Below are 13,562 nucleotides of genomic sequence, written 5' to 3'. Positions count from 1 at the left end.
AGCCCAGAAAAATTTGGAAACCAGAACCTCGCTTAGAGACTGTGTCCACATTACCTAGGTAGGCTCAAGTCGCATTGCTTGATGTGGCGTAGCCACTTGATAGTTTGTGAGCATATCCACAATCTGGCGAAGTCTAAATTGTATAAAGGCCAGAGTTTCTGTTTGAATACCAATTCTTATAGTCTATTGCTGGTATATTGGGCTGTGTCTTTATAGGTAACTTATTATGCGAATAAAAAAGGTCATTATTAATAACTATCGGAGCTTTCGTTATTTTGAAGCCGAGCTACAAAACCTGACTGTTGTTATTGGTGAAAATGATACTGGTAAAACGAATTTCTTTACTGCACTTTCGTTACCATTGAGTGGCAACCAAATAGATTTCAACCAGAAGCGTTTGGGTATTTCTGATATCAATAAAGATGCTGTTATTGATTTCTTGACATCAGTAATTAAAAACGATGCAGATCTGCTTCATAAGATCCCAAAAGTGTCAGTGACTATAGAGTTTTCAGATCCAAAAGATAGCTATGAAACCGCATTGCTTGCTAAGTGGCTAGTTTCTGAAGGTACTGAAGAAACCTATAAAATCAGATATGACTTCAAACCCAAAAACGACAACGACTTGCTTGAGGTCGTGAAAAAAACTCTTAATGGTAAAACTATCGATGACATTAGCTGGTTCACTCTACCAGTCGAACTATATGACTACCAAATTGTGTCTGTGAATAACGAAAAACCTATTTCATATAGTGACCTAAAAAATGTCAGTATTCATAGTATTAATGCTGAGCGAGACGATTTCTCCGAGAGTAGTTCAATGAAGTCTAATAGCATTTTTACAAAGCTACTTATGAACACTCTAGACGATGATGATAAAAGCCAAATCAACGCTGCATACTCCGAATTCTTTAATGCTATTGAGGAAACAGAAACATTCGAAAAAATCATCGGAACCAATCCAGACTTTGACAACTACGGTAGTATTATAAAACAGCTAGAATGTACTCCTAACCTGCCTAACTTAAAGAATATCTTGTCCAATATCACTCTTAAGTACGGTAATGAATTCCTTTATCAAAAAGGTTTGGGACAAAGAAATCTTATCTATATACTGATCCTTTTTGCTTACTACAAATCTTGCAGCGATACTTTTAACTTATGTTGTATAGAGGAACCGGAAGCACATCTGAGTGTAAACAATCTTCGTTTGATTAGAGACTTTATTGAGAAAAGTGCAATTAACAGTGGCTCGTTAGTACAAACCATTATTTCGACTCATAATCCGTCAATAATCAACAAGCTCAAGATATCTAATGTGCTGGCTTTCACTGGTGATAAAGCAATTAGTTTATCCGATACTCCCACTCAGTTAGTAGATTATCTAAGAAAGAGACCAAATTTCGATATCCTTAAGCTTTTGTTCGCCAATAAAGTCATTCTTGTTGAGGGGCCAACAGAAGAAATGTTGATTAGTACTTATCTTTCTAAACAAACAACCCTGAATGACATTGATATTATTGCTGTTGGCCAGCGCGGTTACGCTATATTCTTAGATATATGGCTTATGCTAAATAAAGATAACCCAAACAAAAAAATCGGTATTATTCGTGATTTTGACAATTCAGAGCCAGCAAAAGCAAGGCATGACGCTTACGATGCAGAACATGGAAATGTCACAGTAAGAACAACAACGAATTACACACTTGAGATTGACTTAGTAGAAGCGGGGAATAATTTGGCTTTACTAAATGGTTTGTTCGATATGACGGGAGACGTAGAAGCAGTATCTGGTCATATGATCAATGGAAAAACAGCAAGAATGTTGGATGTGTGTGATGCGATGGTGGACGAGGACAACCCACTGGACATCAAGTTGCCAGCTCACATCGCTGAGGTTATTGAGGCTTTATCATGATTGAAGTACAGATTGCTGGAGCTGGCGCGGGGAAAACATATGGGTTGGCTGCGACCTTGATAACTCACATCAAGGCTTGCACTAATCATAAAAAGACGTTTGCTTTGACTTACACAAACTCAGCGACAGCAAAGATTGAAAAAGAGATAATCAAACAACATGGATTTATCCCGTCAAATCTATGCATACAGACAGTACATAGCTTCTTATTGAACGAAATTATCTACCCATTTTCTTCATTTTCTCTCGGTGATGTTTATAATGATACTTCCATTATGATATTGCCAAGTGACCCTAGATATAAAAATAATGTTTTTGCACGATTGAAAAATAGAAATGTTATTCACGCAGAAAAAGTCTACAATATCGCTAAACAAGTCGTTGATGAAAAAGTAAGTAAGCACAACACGATAGCTAAGAAGGCTAAAGTCCAACGACTCTTAGCTATTCTTGAGAGCTGCTTTGACAAGATATTCATTGACGAAGTTCAAGACTTAGACAGCGATGCGTTGAGAGTATTTGAGGTGTTAGGTAGTAATGGTATTGGCGTATATATGATTGGGGATCCTAAGCAAGCTATCAAATATCCAAAAGCACTTGATGATTTCGTTAAAATGGTATCAAAAAGAGAATATGCAAAAATATTAGAAATCAATAATCAAACTAGACGAGTGCCAAAGGAAATTCTAGTGCTATCGAATAGCTTCTGCTATGAGAACCAGCAGCAAGAATCATTGTCTGAAATTGTTGGTGAGTTAATGTACATTGAATCAGTTGAGGCTCGGTACGACGTTCTAATAAATGACTACATAGAAACGAAACAGATTGTTTGTATCGACAAGAAAGCTGGGCGCTATTCAACATCATCCAGACATAAGTATTCATTTCCTAGAGAGATAGAGGATATGATTCGCGAATCAAACCACAAGAAAGACAAGGAGTTATTTGTTAAGGCTGCTTTTACTGAGTTTATAGATGATATTGCTAGAACTAATGAAAAAAGAGCAATTGGCAGACTAATAGATAGGCATTCACTGATGCTAGAGAAAAATCATTTTGCTCAACTATATGAACTGTGCGGAAAGTTTAAAGAAGATAAGGTGCAGTTTATTGTCAAAAGCATTGATTCAGTTAAAGGACTGGATGCTGATACGTGTGTGTTCATACTAAGCACTAATACACTGAAATATTTGACTAAAAATGGTATAGCCGCAACTAGCCATTTCAACAAAGAGTGGAAGAAAATTTATGTTGCTCTGACTCGAGCTAAGCAACGGCTTGTTTTGGCTTTAGATCATGATCTATTGAATGGTGCGGATATGGCAGCGGTTAGAGATTCTATCAGAGCATTGGGATTCGTCAATCACGATTGATTTAAATGCAAATATCCGATGAGTCCGATTTTCTGTTGAAGTGTTTAAGCAGGAACTTCTTAGCTTTACATAGAGTTTTATAATCAATCACTAGCATATAATAAGCTAGGGTTGCTTCTGATCGAAAGTTAACCACTGCAAGTGTTGTATTTTATGGCAAGTTAGTTGATTTTAATAAAATATAAAAACAGTGTTTCACCCAGTGCTGGGTTTTACATAAAGTTAATAAATTTGATGATTTAACAGAAGATTACAATATCTATATTAACAGAGTCTAGTAATTGCGTAGGTTGTTGGTCGGGCGAGCTTGATGTTTTAAAAGTCGTGAGCCTTCCTCATTATTATATCCGGCCGTTTGCAGCCAACAAAAAAGCCCCTTCACGGGGCTTTTGCATTTCAGGGGCAGTTACGCCGAGAAGCCGCCGTCGATGCTCAGGCTGGCGCCGGTGATATAACCCGCCTGCGGGCCGGCGAGGTAGGCGACGAAGCCGGCGATCTCTTCATCTTTGCCGTAGCGGCCGATCGCCATCAGCTGCTTGAGCCGATCGGCGAACTCGCCGGCATCCGGGTTCATTTCGGTGTCCACCGGGCCGGGCTGCACGTTATTGACGGTGATGCCGCGCGGGCCGAGATCGCGCGCCATGCCTTTGGTCAGGCCGACCAGCGCCGATTTGCTCATCGCATACACCGCCGCGCCGCCGAACGGCACGCGCTCGGCGTTGGTGCTGCCGATGTGGATGATGCGGCCACCGTCGTTCATGTGGCGCGCCGCCTCCTGGCTGGCGACGAACACGCTGCGCACGTTGACCGCCAGCATGCGATCCAGGTCTTCCAACGCCAGTTCCTCGGTGCTGCCCAGCGTAAACACCCCGGCGTTGTTCACCAGAATATCCAGATTGCCGAACTGGCTGACCGCCTGGCGCACCGCCTGCTGCAGCGCCGCCGCATCGGCGCTGTCGGCCTTGATGGCGAGGGCTTTGCCACCGGCGGCGGTGATGGTGCTTGCCACCGCTTCGGCGCGATCGGCCGAGGCGGCGTAGGTAAAGGCGACCGCGGCGCCTTCACTCGCCAACCGTTTAACGATGGCGGCGCCGATGCCGCGTGAACCGCCTTGAACGAACGCGACTTTGCCTTGCAGAGGGTGTGCTGTGGTCATGTTATTTCTCCAAAGTGGGTGAGGGTAAAGTAAAGTGCCGGCATTCAGTATCGGAGATCGCCGGCACGGCCACTAGCCACAAAGAGCTATAATCAGTTCAAACCATTAGTTTGAAATCCATAGAGGAAAAGTATGCTGGGACATCTGGAATGCTTCGTCAGCAGCGCGGAAAACGGCAGCTTTTCCGCCGCCGGCCGCAAGCTGGGCCTCAGCCCGGCGGCGGTGGGCAAAAACGTCACCCGGCTGGAGACGCTGGTTGGCGTGCGCCTGTTCCAGCGCAACACTCGCCAGCTGATCCTGACCGAAGAGGGCGAGCGTTTTTTGCAGGAAGTCAGCGGTGGCCTGCAGTCGATTCAGTGCGCGTTGAAGGGCCTGAGCAGCAGCGGCGGCGTGGCGGCCGGCAGCCTGAGGATCAGCATGGGCACCGCTTTCGGTCTGAATTTCGTGTTGCCGATGTTGCCGGATTTTCTGGCGCGTTATCCGGCGATCGTGCCGGACTGGCATTTCGATAATCGCCAGGTGGATCTGATCGGCGAGCACTTCGACGCCGCGTTGGGCGGCGGCATCGAACTGGCTCAGGGGATGATTGCGCGCGAGCTGGCGCCCGCACACGGCGTGTTGGTGGCTTCGGCGGATTATCTGCGGCAACGGCCGCCGCTGCGGCAGCCGGAACAGCTGGCGCAACACACCGGGATTTTCATCCGTTCGCCACAGACCGGGCGCATCCGCCATCAGCCGCTGCGCAATGCGGAAAACGAGCAGCATGCGCCGGCGATGGCGATCGGCATGACGGTAAACGAGCCGGAGGCGGCGGCGCGGGCGGCGGAAATGGGCTTGGGCATTGCCTTGATCGCCATGCCGAATGCGGTGCCCTATCTGGAAAACGGCCGTCTGGTGCGGGTGTTGCCGGGTTGGTATGTCGATCGCGGCAGCATGCACCTTTATTTTCCCACCACCAAATTCTTACCGACCAAAACCCGGGTTTTTGTCGATTTCATCACCGAGCAGTTTCGCCTGCAGAAGCTGGCGACACGCTTCGACGCCCGCTAAAACGAGAAAAGCCCCTTGCGGGGCTTCTTTCTTCCGTCGGTTGGCTGTTCGACGATCAGTTGAAGATTTCTGCGGTGCCGTACAGTTTGTTCTGGCCGCCGGCGGCGACGATGCGGTATGAACTGGCGCCCGATGCGGCGGCTTTGCTGGCCAGTTCGCTTTCCAGCGCGCTCAGGTTGGTGGCGCCGCTAACGGAAACTACGCCGATTTTCTGGGCGTCTGCAGCGGGTTGGCTGGAAGGCATATCGGCGGCGAAGGTAGCAAAAGAAGCGGTAGCCAGCAGTGCAGCGGTAGCAAAAATTTTGACGTTTTTCATGATGTATTCCTCAGCGTATTGATTGGATGAGAGCCCGTTGTCTCTCGATGTGTTAAATAGTAGTGCGGCAGGCTGGAATAAAAAATCGGAGAGTTTTGAGTATCTCTGTCAAATAAACTGATTATTTTTTCATCCGCTGGCGTGCGGTAAAAATCGCCACTACCCTATACAGACGATCCTTAACCGGAGAAGCGTAATGACGGTAAACGCGTTTATCGGCAGTTGGGCGCTGGTGTCGTCGGTGTTCAAAAACCAGAACGGCGAGCTGAATTACCCGCTGGGCGAGCAGGTGTTGGGGCGAATCCACTATGAGGCCAACGGCACGATGGCGGCGCAGCTGTACAGTGCCGTGCGGCCGCGTTTCGCCGCCGACGATTTGGCGCAGGGGTCCGAGCGGGAGATCCGCGCGGCCTTCATCAATATGATTTGCTACTTCGGCCGCTATCAGGTGGAGGAAAGCGAACAGCGGGTGGTGCATCAGGTCGAAGGCTGTTCGTTCCCCAACTGGGTAGGCAGCCGTCAGGTGCGTTTTTACGCTTTCAGCGGCGATCGGCTGACGTTGCGCACGGTGCCCTTGCAGCTCGGCAACGGCGTGCAGGTGGGCGAACTGGTGTGGCAGCGGACAGGAGCTTCTTTATGATCATTGTTCATCATCTCAATCATTCGCGCTCGCAGCGCATTCTGTGGTTTCTGGAAGAGCTGGGCGTGCCCTATCAGGTGCAACGCTACGAACGCGATCCGCAGACCATGCTGGCGCCGGCGGCGCTGAAAAAGATCCACCCGCTGGGCAAATCACCGGTGATCGTCGACGGCGATCTGACGCTGGCGGAATCCGGCGCCATCATCGAATACCTGCAGGAAGCCTATGACGCGCAAGGGATGTTCATGCCGACCGACTTCCACGCGCGCCAGCAATACCGCTACTGGCTGCACTACGCCGAAGGATCGCTGATGCCGCTGTTGGTGATGAAACTGGTGTTCAGCCGCCTCGGCCAGCCGCCGATCCCCTGGCTGCTGCGGCCGGTGGCCGGCGCGATCGGCAAGGGCGTGCAGCGCGAATATCTCGACAAGCAGATCGCGCCGCACTGCGAGTATCTCGAGCAGCACCTGAACAAGGGCAGCTGGTTCGTCGGCAACGACTTCAGCGCGGCGGACATACAGATGAGCTTCCCGCTGGAGGCGATGGCGGCGCGCGGCGCGTTGGATGATTGCCCGAAACTGCGCGGCTTTCTGCAGCGCATTCACGCCCGGCCCGCCTACCAGCGGGCGTTGGAGCAGGGCGGCCCTTACGACCTGCTGAGTTAACCGGATGGGCTATACTCGATGGGGTCATTCTTCATCGGAGGTAGCCCATGGCTACGCAAATCTTCGTTAACCTGCCCGTACGCGATCTGCCCGCCTCGATGGCGTTTTTCACCCGCCTGGGTTTCACTTTCAACCCGCAATTTACCGATGACACCGCCGCGTGCATGGTGGTCAGCGACACGATTTACGTGATGCTGCTGACCCATGACAAATTCAGGGGGTTTACCCCGAACCCGATCGGCGACGCTAAACAGGCCACCGAAGTGCTGGTGTGCCTGTCGCAGCCCAGCCGGGCGGCGGTGGACGAACTGGTGCGCAAGGCGGTCGCCGGCGGCGGCAACACCTACCACCCGCCGCGGGACTACGGCGTGATGTACGGCCACGGTTTTCAGGATCTGGACGGCCATATCTGGGAGTTGATGTATATGGATCCCGCGGCGGTGCAGGCGCAATAACCCCGCCGTGACGGAATTCGCGGGGCGCCCGTCACCCCGGTTTTATCATGCAGGCGCCATTTCCGCCGCTTTCTGCATAAATTGCCGCGATCTTTAGTTGATTAGACGCTAGGGAAGGCAGGATAATCGTTTGCCTTGAATAAACCACCATAAATCACCCGTACCGCGCGCTGCGAGTTAAACGTTTGCCTTGGTGCGCATCGCCGTTGGCGCTGCGACGGAAGGGCACGGATGCGGAACGTGACGTAAACGATTACGTGACGATCGGGCGCGGGCGAGATTACAGGCCTGCTGCGACGGGCCGATTCATGAAACACAGGGGAAGTAACCTATGTCGAACTCTCAAGCGAACCACGCCGCAAAACCAACCGGCGGGCTTGATGGCTATTTTAAAATTTCCGCGCGCGGCAGCAGCGTGCGCCAGGAGGTGGTGGCGGGGCTAACCACCTTCCTGGCGATGGTGTACTCGGTGATCGTGGTGCCGAGCATGCTGGGCAAAGCGGGCTTCCCGCCGGCGGCGGTGTTTGTCTCCACTTGCCTGGTGGCCGGTCTGGGCTCGCTGCTGATGGGGTTGTGGGCTAACCTGCCGATGGCGATCGGCTGTGCGATCTCGTTGACCGCCTTCACCGCCTTCAGCCTGGTGCTGGGCCAGCACATCAGCATTCCGGTGGCGCTGGGCGCGGTGTTCCTGATGGGCGTACTGTTTACCGTCATCTCGGTCACCGGTATCCGCGCCTGGATCCTGCGCAACCTGCCGATGGGCGTGGCGCACGGCACCGGCATCGGTATCGGTCTGTTCCTGCTGCTGATCGCCGCCAACGGCGTCGGCCTGGTGGTGAAGAATCCGCTGGATGGCCTGCCGGTGGCGCTCGGCGCGTTCACCTCCTTCCCGGTGGTAATGACGCTGGTCGGCCTGGCGGTGATCTTCGGCCTGGAAAAACTGCGCGTGCCCGGCGGCATTCTGCTGGTGATCATCGCCATTTCCATCATCGGCCTGATCTTCGACCCGGCGGTGAAATACCAGGGGCTGTTCGCCATGCCGAGCCTGGCGGACGCTGACGGCAAATCGTTGATCTTCAGCCTGGATATCATGGGCGCGTTGCAGCCGGTGGTGTTGCCGAGCGTGCTGGCGCTGGTGATGACCGCGGTGTTCGACGCCACCGGCACCATCCGCGCGGTGGCCGGGCAGGCCAACCTGCTGGATAAAGACGGGCAGATCATCAACGGCGGCAAGGCGCTGACCTCGGATTCCCTGAGCAGCATCTTCTCCGGCCTGGTGGGCGCCGCGCCCGCCGCGGTCTACATCGAATCCGCCGCCGGCACCGCCGCGGGCGGCAAGACCGGCCTGACCGCCACCGTGGTCGGCATCCTGTTCCTGCTGATCCTGTTCCTGTCGCCGCTGGCCTATCTGGTGCCGGTCTATGCCACTGCACCGGCGCTGATGTACGTCGGCCTGCTGATGCTGAGCAACGTCACCAAGCTGGACTTCAACGACTTCGTCGACGCGATGGCCGGCCTGCTGTGCGCGGTGTTCATCGTGCTGACCTGCAACATCGTTACCGGCATCATGCTGGGCTTCAGCTCGCTGGTCATCGGCCGCATCTTCTCCGGCGAATGGCGCAAGCTGAACATCGGCACCGTGCTGATCGCCGTGGCGCTGGTGGCGTTCTACGCCGGCGGCTGGGCGATCTAAGCCCTCGGGTTTCCCTCGCCCGGCGGGCGAGGGAAGCTGTCACGGCAATTCCCTTCTTAAGATAAGTCTTCTTCTGCTCTGCACCGCGTTTTGAAAGGCACAACAAGCTTTAACGGCTGTAAAAAAAGTGATCTACTATCGGGACCAACGCAGGCCCTGAGCCGATGTCGTCTGAATCGTAGAGTCTAAGGAAAGCATGGAAATCTTTTTTACAATCCTCATTTTGATCCTGGTGGTCTCCCTGTCCGGGGTGGTGACGCGCATGTTGCCGTTCCAGGTGCCGCTGCCGCTGATGCAAATCGCCATTGGGGCCCTGTTGGCCTGGCCGCATTTCGGGCTGCACGTCGACTTTGATCCCGAACTGTTCCTGGTGCTGTTCATTCCGCCGCTGCTGTTCGCCGACGGCTGGAAAACGCCAACGCGCGAATTCCTGCACCACGGGCGTGAAATTCTTGGCCTGGCGCTGGTGCTGGTGCTGATCACCGTGGTCGGCGTCGGCTATCTGATCTACGCCATGGTGCCGGGCATTCCGCTGGTGGCGGCCTTCGCGCTGGCGGCGGTGCTGTCGCCGACCGATGCCGTGGCATTGTCCGGCATCGTCGGCAAAGGGCGCATTCCCAAGCCGATCATGGGCGTGCTCGAAGGCGAGGCGCTGATGAACGACGCGTCCGGCCTGGTGTCGCTCAAGTTCGCCATCGCGGTGGCGATGGGCACCATGGTGTTCACCGTGGGCGGCGCAACCCTCGAGTTCCTCAAAGTGGCGATCGGCGGCCTGCTGGCCGGCGTGGCGGTCACCTGGACCTACAGTAAATCGCTGCGGGTGATGAGCCGCTGGAGCGGCGACGATCCGGCGACCCAGATCGTGTTCCTGCTGCTGCTGCCGTTCGCTTCTTATCTGATCGCCGAACATATCGGCGTTTCCGGCATCCTGGCGGCGGTAGCGGCGGGGATGACCATCAGCCAGTCCGGCGTGATCCGCAACGCGCCGCTGGCGATGCGCCTGCGCGCCAACAGCGTATGGGCGATGCTGGAATTCGTATTCAACGGCATGGTGTTCATCATGTTGGGCCTGCAGCTGCCGGGCATTCTTGAGACCTCCATCCTGCAGGCGGAGCTGGATCCGACCATCCAGACCTGGTACCTGTTCGCCGACGTGGCCACCATCTACGCCGCGTTGCTGGTGCTGCGTTTCACCTGGCTGTGGGTAATGAAGAAGGCCAGCAACCGCTTTATGAAAAAGCGCCCGCTGCAGTTCGGCGATTACAGCACGCGTGAGCTGTGGGTGGCGTCGTTCGCCGGGGTGCGCGGGGCGATTACCCTGGCCGGTGTGCTGTCGATACCGCTGTTGCTGAGCGACGGCACCGCCTTCCCGGCGCGCTATCAGCTGGTGTTTATCGCCGCCGGGGTGATCCTGCTGTCGTTGATCGTCGGCGTGCTGGCATTGCCGCTGCTGCTGCGCGGCGTGCAGGTGGCCGACAAGAGCGCCAGCAAGCAGGAAGAACGCATGGCGATCGCCATGGCGGCCGAAGTGGCGATCGAGAGCGTGAATAAAATGGAAGAGCGCCTGGTTGCCGATACCGAAGAGAACCTCGATCCGCAGGTGTTGAAAGAGGTCAGCTCGCGGGTGACGGGCATGCTGCGGCGGCGTATCGCCTCGAAAGACGACATCGAGAATGCGCTGGCGATGGAAAACCTCGAGCGGCGTTTCCGCCTGACGGCGCTGCGCGCCGAGCGCGGCGAGCTGTACCACCTGCGCGCCACGCAGAAAATCAGCAACGAGACGCTGCAAAAACTGCTGCACGATCTCGACTTGCTCGAAGCGCTGCTGATCGAGCGCGAAGGGTAAACATCAGACGAGGAATTAACGTTTTTCCTCTCTATTTCTGTCCTGAAGGGCCGCCTGTGCGGCCCTTGTTTTTTGGCTACTTGAGCGGCGGCCAGTAGTCGCGGCAGCAGGCGATCCAGGCCTGCGCGCTGTGCGACAGGTAGCTGCCCTGGCGCCAGATCAGGCCGATTTTCCACTCCATGCGTGGCTCCAGCGGCAGCCAGACCAGGTTTTCCTTGTCCAGCCAGCGGCAGACCGGCTCCGGCAGCATGGCGATGCCCACGCCGGCCTGCACCATCGAGGCGAGAAAGTCCCATTGGCCGCTGCGCACCGCGATTTGCGGTTCAAAACCGGCCTGGCGAAACGCCTTCATCAGCATCTTGTACAGCGCAAAGTCTTCGTTATAAATCAGGATCGGGCTGTCGGCCAATTCGGCGATATTGATGCGGGTGCGGTTGAGCCACTGCGGCGTGCGCGGCGCCACCACGCACATCGGGTGGCCCAGCAGCGGCAGAAAGGTCAGCGGCTGTTCCGAATCGAAGGGCAGCACCGTCATCGCCAGATCCAGTTCGCCGGACATCACCGCCTGTTCGACCGACAGCCCGCCCAGCTCGGAAATTTTCAATTCGATGCCGGGATAGGTCTGGCGAAAGCGGCGGATCAGATCGGCGATCTGCCTGCCCACCATCGGCGGAATGCCCAGCCGCAGCACGCCCTTTTTCACCGAGCTGATGTCTTCCAGCTCCGCCTCCAACTGGCGGAATTCGTCGAGGATCGTCAGGCCGCGCTGATACACCGCCTGGCCGCTGTCGGTCAGGCGCAGCTTGCGGCCTTCGCGGATCAGCAGCGTGCATTCCAGCTCCTCTTCCAGATGCCGCAGCATCTTGCTGATGGTGGGCTGGGTGACGAACAGTTTTTCCGCGGCGCGGGTGAAGCTTTGCTGGCGCACCACTTCAACGAAGTAGCGCAGGGTGCGGACATCCACGTTAGGGGCCTCCTTGAGGGCGCTACCGGCGGGAAACTATTCCCAGCCGGCATGATGTCGATAATTTTAATTCATTTCAGGCGTGGTTTCCCGGCTGCGTATACTGTAGGCCGTCAATTTATTGTTTGAGGTCATCTTTCATGTCTCTGGCGTTACGCCGCGTTGCCCCCTCCCTGCTGACCCGTTTGCAGGTGCCGATTCAGGTGGCGTTGTATGCGGCGCTGTTCCTGATCGCCGATCGCCTGGTGCAACAATTCCACCTGCCGCTCCCCGCCAATATCGTCGGCATGCTGATGCTGCTGGCGCTGATCCTGCTGCGCATTCTGCCGCTGAGCTGGGTCAAGGCCGGTTCCCGCTGGCTGCTGGCGGAAATGCTGCTGTTCTTCGTGCCGGCGGTGGTGGCGGTGGTCAACTATGCTCAGTTGCTGATGGTCGAGGGCTGGAAGATCTTTCTGGTGATCGCGGTCAGCACCATGCTGACGCTGGGCGCTACCGGGCTGGTGGTGGACAGGGTGTATAGGCTGGAGATTTGGCTGCAGCGGCGGAAGCAGCGCCATGAATGATTTTATCCTCAGCCTGGCCTGCTTCCTGGCGACGCTGGCGCTCTACTTCGCCAACAAGAAGCTGTACCGCCGCCGCCGCACGTTACTGCTGATGCCGCTGGTGCTGACGCCGATGATCCTGGTGCTGCTGCTGGTGGTCACCCACATCTCCTATCAGGACTATATCGGCGAAACCCACTGGCTGCTGTGGCTGCTGGGGCCGGCGACCATCGCCTTTGCGGTGCCGGTGTACGAGAATTTGCACATCATCCGCCGCCACTGGCTGTCGCTGACCGCCGGGGTAACGACGGCGGTGCTGGTGGCGGTGTACAGCTCGGTGTGGCTGGCGCGCCTGCTGACGCTACCGGAAGAGGTGCAGCGCAGCCTGGCGGTGCGTTCGATTACCACGCCGTTCGCGCTGGAGGCCGCCAAACAGATGGGCGGGCAGCCGGATCTGGTGGCGCTGTTCGTGGTGATCACCGGGGTGTTCGGCATGGCGGTGGGCGACATTCTGTTTCTGCGGCTGGCGGTGCGCAGTCGCCTGGCGAAGGGGGCCGGATTTGGCGCCTCGTCGCACGGTGCCGGCACCGCCCGCGCTTATGAACTGGGGCCGCAGGAGGGCGTGGTGTCGAGCCTGGTGATGATGTTGGCCGGCATTATCACGGTGGTGGCCGCGCCGCTGATCGGCCGGCTGATGTGGTAAGACCTCTCGGGGCGGGCTCTGCCGCCCCGTTTTACGTTGTCTGGCATTGGGAACGATGCCGTTGATTGACGCCCGAAAAAACGAAGAAATTTTTCAGCATAATTTTTCCCATCGTTATAACAAAAAACGATAGATGCGCCGCGAGCAAAATTGCCGTTCATTTTAAATGCCAATGAATTAATTAAATAATAAATTATTATCATAAAAACAATAAAGTATAACTTATTGATATGGAGAGGCT

General features: G+C 54.8%; 13 protein-coding genes. 10 read left to right on the top strand and 3 right to left on the bottom strand.

Going from position 1 to position 13,562, the window contains the following annotated elements; translation table 11 throughout:
• The first annotated feature begins 226 nt into the window (after positions 1-226).
• Both ACF8MC_RS15570 and ACF8MC_RS15565 read left to right on the top strand, forming a co-directional pair.
• Positions 227-1,918, top strand: coding sequence for an ATP-dependent endonuclease (locus tag ACF8MC_RS15570; protein ID WP_164105800.1), 1,692 nt, complete (start codon positions 227-229; stop codon positions 1,916-1,918).
• Positions 1,915-3,291 (top strand): UvrD-helicase domain-containing protein, encoded by a 1,377-nt coding sequence (locus ACF8MC_RS15565; RefSeq protein WP_164105799.1) that lies wholly within the window; start codon positions 1,915-1,917, stop codon positions 3,289-3,291. Before ACF8MC_RS15570 ends, ACF8MC_RS15565 begins: the two co-directional genes overlap by 4 nt.
• A gap of 406 nt (positions 3,292-3,697) precedes the next feature.
• Here ACF8MC_RS15565 and ACF8MC_RS15560 read toward each other — a convergent pair whose 3' ends face one another.
• Positions 3,698-4,447 carry a 3-oxoacyl-ACP reductase family protein gene (locus ACF8MC_RS15560; protein WP_164105798.1) on the bottom strand — a complete coding sequence of 250 codons (750 nt, stop codon included), beginning with the start codon at positions 4,445-4,447 and terminating at the stop codon, positions 3,698-3,700.
• A 132-nt stretch (positions 4,448-4,579) separates the two neighbouring features.
• Here ACF8MC_RS15560 and ACF8MC_RS15555 point away from each other — a divergent pair, with 132 nt between their 5' ends.
• The gene (locus ACF8MC_RS15555; RefSeq protein WP_049201481.1) at positions 4,580-5,497 is read left to right on the top strand and encodes a LysR family transcriptional regulator; all 918 of its coding nucleotides are present in this window, start codon (positions 4,580-4,582) and stop codon (positions 5,495-5,497) included.
• 55 nt (positions 5,498-5,552) lie between these two features.
• Here the strand turns inward: ACF8MC_RS15555 and ACF8MC_RS15550 are convergent, their stop codons facing one another.
• Complete coding sequence (locus tag ACF8MC_RS15550; RefSeq protein ID WP_060440954.1) at positions 5,553-5,813, bottom strand: YdgH/BhsA/McbA-like domain containing protein; 261 nt, start codon at positions 5,811-5,813, stop codon at positions 5,553-5,555.
• A gap of 196 nt (positions 5,814-6,009) precedes the next feature.
• Between ACF8MC_RS15550 and ACF8MC_RS15545 the strand changes: the two genes are divergently transcribed.
• The 5 genes from ACF8MC_RS15545 to ACF8MC_RS15525 all read left to right on the top strand — a co-directional run bounded on the left by ACF8MC_RS15545 (position 6,010) and on the right by ACF8MC_RS15525 (position 11,112).
• Positions 6,010-6,453, top strand: coding sequence for a lipocalin-like domain-containing protein (locus ACF8MC_RS15545; protein WP_047570370.1), 444 nt, complete (start codon positions 6,010-6,012; stop codon positions 6,451-6,453).
• Positions 6,450-7,118, top strand: coding sequence for a glutathione S-transferase family protein (locus ACF8MC_RS15540; protein WP_033649718.1), 669 nt, complete (start codon positions 6,450-6,452; stop codon positions 7,116-7,118). Before ACF8MC_RS15545 ends, ACF8MC_RS15540 begins: the two co-directional genes overlap by 4 nt.
• Positions 7,119-7,165: 47 nt before the next feature.
• On the top strand, positions 7,166-7,573 hold the full coding sequence (locus ACF8MC_RS15535) for a VOC family protein (protein WP_033649719.1): 408 nt from the start codon (positions 7,166-7,168) through the stop codon (positions 7,571-7,573).
• Positions 7,574-7,904: 331 nt separating this feature from the next.
• Positions 7,905-9,266, top strand: a complete 1,362-nt coding sequence (locus ACF8MC_RS15530; RefSeq protein ID WP_033636185.1) for an NCS2 family permease — start codon at positions 7,905-7,907, stop codon at positions 9,264-9,266.
• A 196-nt stretch (positions 9,267-9,462) separates the two neighbouring features.
• Entirely contained in the window at positions 9,463-11,112 is a 1,650-nt protein-coding gene (locus tag ACF8MC_RS15525; protein ID WP_033636184.1) for a Na+/H+ antiporter, read from the top strand.
• A 76-nt stretch (positions 11,113-11,188) separates the two neighbouring features.
• On the opposite strand, the gene ACF8MC_RS15520 is transcribed toward ACF8MC_RS15525, so the two are convergent.
• Positions 11,189-12,076, bottom strand: a complete 888-nt coding sequence (locus tag ACF8MC_RS15520; RefSeq protein WP_025304429.1) for a LysR family transcriptional regulator — start codon at positions 12,074-12,076, stop codon at positions 11,189-11,191.
• 140 nt (positions 12,077-12,216) lie between these two features.
• Between ACF8MC_RS15520 and ACF8MC_RS15515 the strand changes: the two genes are divergently transcribed.
• Together ACF8MC_RS15515 and ACF8MC_RS15510 are read left to right on the top strand one after the other, a co-directional pair.
• Positions 12,217-12,639, top strand: a complete 423-nt coding sequence (locus ACF8MC_RS15515; RefSeq protein ID WP_004936830.1) for a CidA/LrgA family protein — start codon at positions 12,217-12,219, stop codon at positions 12,637-12,639.
• Entirely contained in the window at positions 12,632-13,321 is a 690-nt protein-coding gene (locus ACF8MC_RS15510) for an LrgB family protein (RefSeq protein ID WP_004936833.1), read from the top strand. The genes ACF8MC_RS15515 and ACF8MC_RS15510 overlap by 8 nt, the downstream gene beginning before the upstream one ends.
• Positions 13,322-13,562: the final 241 nt, after the last annotated feature.

The organism is Serratia sp. LACPHL-BACT-2024-00286, from assembly GCF_043109535.1.
Lineage (GTDB): Bacteria > Pseudomonadota > Gammaproteobacteria > Enterobacterales > Enterobacteriaceae > Serratia > Serratia sarumanii.
The sequence above is the reverse complement of the archived record's forward strand: the minus strand, read 5'-3'. Positions and strand labels throughout refer to the sequence as shown.

Excerpts from the sequence above, each read along its gene's own strand:
- ACF8MC_RS15555 (WP_049201481.1), top strand. The coding sequence starts at position 4,580 with ATGCTGGGACATCTGGAATGCTTCGTCAGCAGCGCGGAAAACGGCAGC.
- ACF8MC_RS15570 (WP_164105800.1), top strand. The coding sequence starts at position 227 with ATGCGAATAAAAAAGGTCATTATTAATAACTATCGGAGCTTTCGTTAT.
- ACF8MC_RS15535 (WP_033649719.1), top strand. The coding sequence starts at position 7,166 with ATGGCTACGCAAATCTTCGTTAACCTGCCCGTACGCGATCTGCCCGCC.
- ACF8MC_RS15560 (WP_164105798.1), bottom strand. The coding sequence starts at position 4,447 with ATGACCACAGCACACCCTCTGCAAGGCAAAGTCGCGTTCGTTCAAGGC.
- ACF8MC_RS15530 (WP_033636185.1), top strand. The coding sequence starts at position 7,905 with ATGTCGAACTCTCAAGCGAACCACGCCGCAAAACCAACCGGCGGGCTT.
- ACF8MC_RS15525 (WP_033636184.1), top strand. The coding sequence starts at position 9,463 with ATGGAAATCTTTTTTACAATCCTCATTTTGATCCTGGTGGTCTCCCTG.
- ACF8MC_RS15510 (WP_004936833.1), top strand. The coding sequence starts at position 12,632 with ATGAATGATTTTATCCTCAGCCTGGCCTGCTTCCTGGCGACGCTGGCG.
- ACF8MC_RS15550 (WP_060440954.1), bottom strand. The coding sequence starts at position 5,813 with ATGAAAAACGTCAAAATTTTTGCTACCGCTGCACTGCTGGCTACCGCT.
- ACF8MC_RS15515 (WP_004936830.1), top strand. The coding sequence starts at position 12,217 with ATGTCTCTGGCGTTACGCCGCGTTGCCCCCTCCCTGCTGACCCGTTTG.
- ACF8MC_RS15540 (WP_033649718.1), top strand. The coding sequence starts at position 6,450 with ATGATCATTGTTCATCATCTCAATCATTCGCGCTCGCAGCGCATTCTG.
- ACF8MC_RS15565 (WP_164105799.1), top strand. The coding sequence starts at position 1,915 with ATGATTGAAGTACAGATTGCTGGAGCTGGCGCGGGGAAAACATATGGG.
- ACF8MC_RS15545 (WP_047570370.1), top strand. The coding sequence starts at position 6,010 with ATGACGGTAAACGCGTTTATCGGCAGTTGGGCGCTGGTGTCGTCGGTG.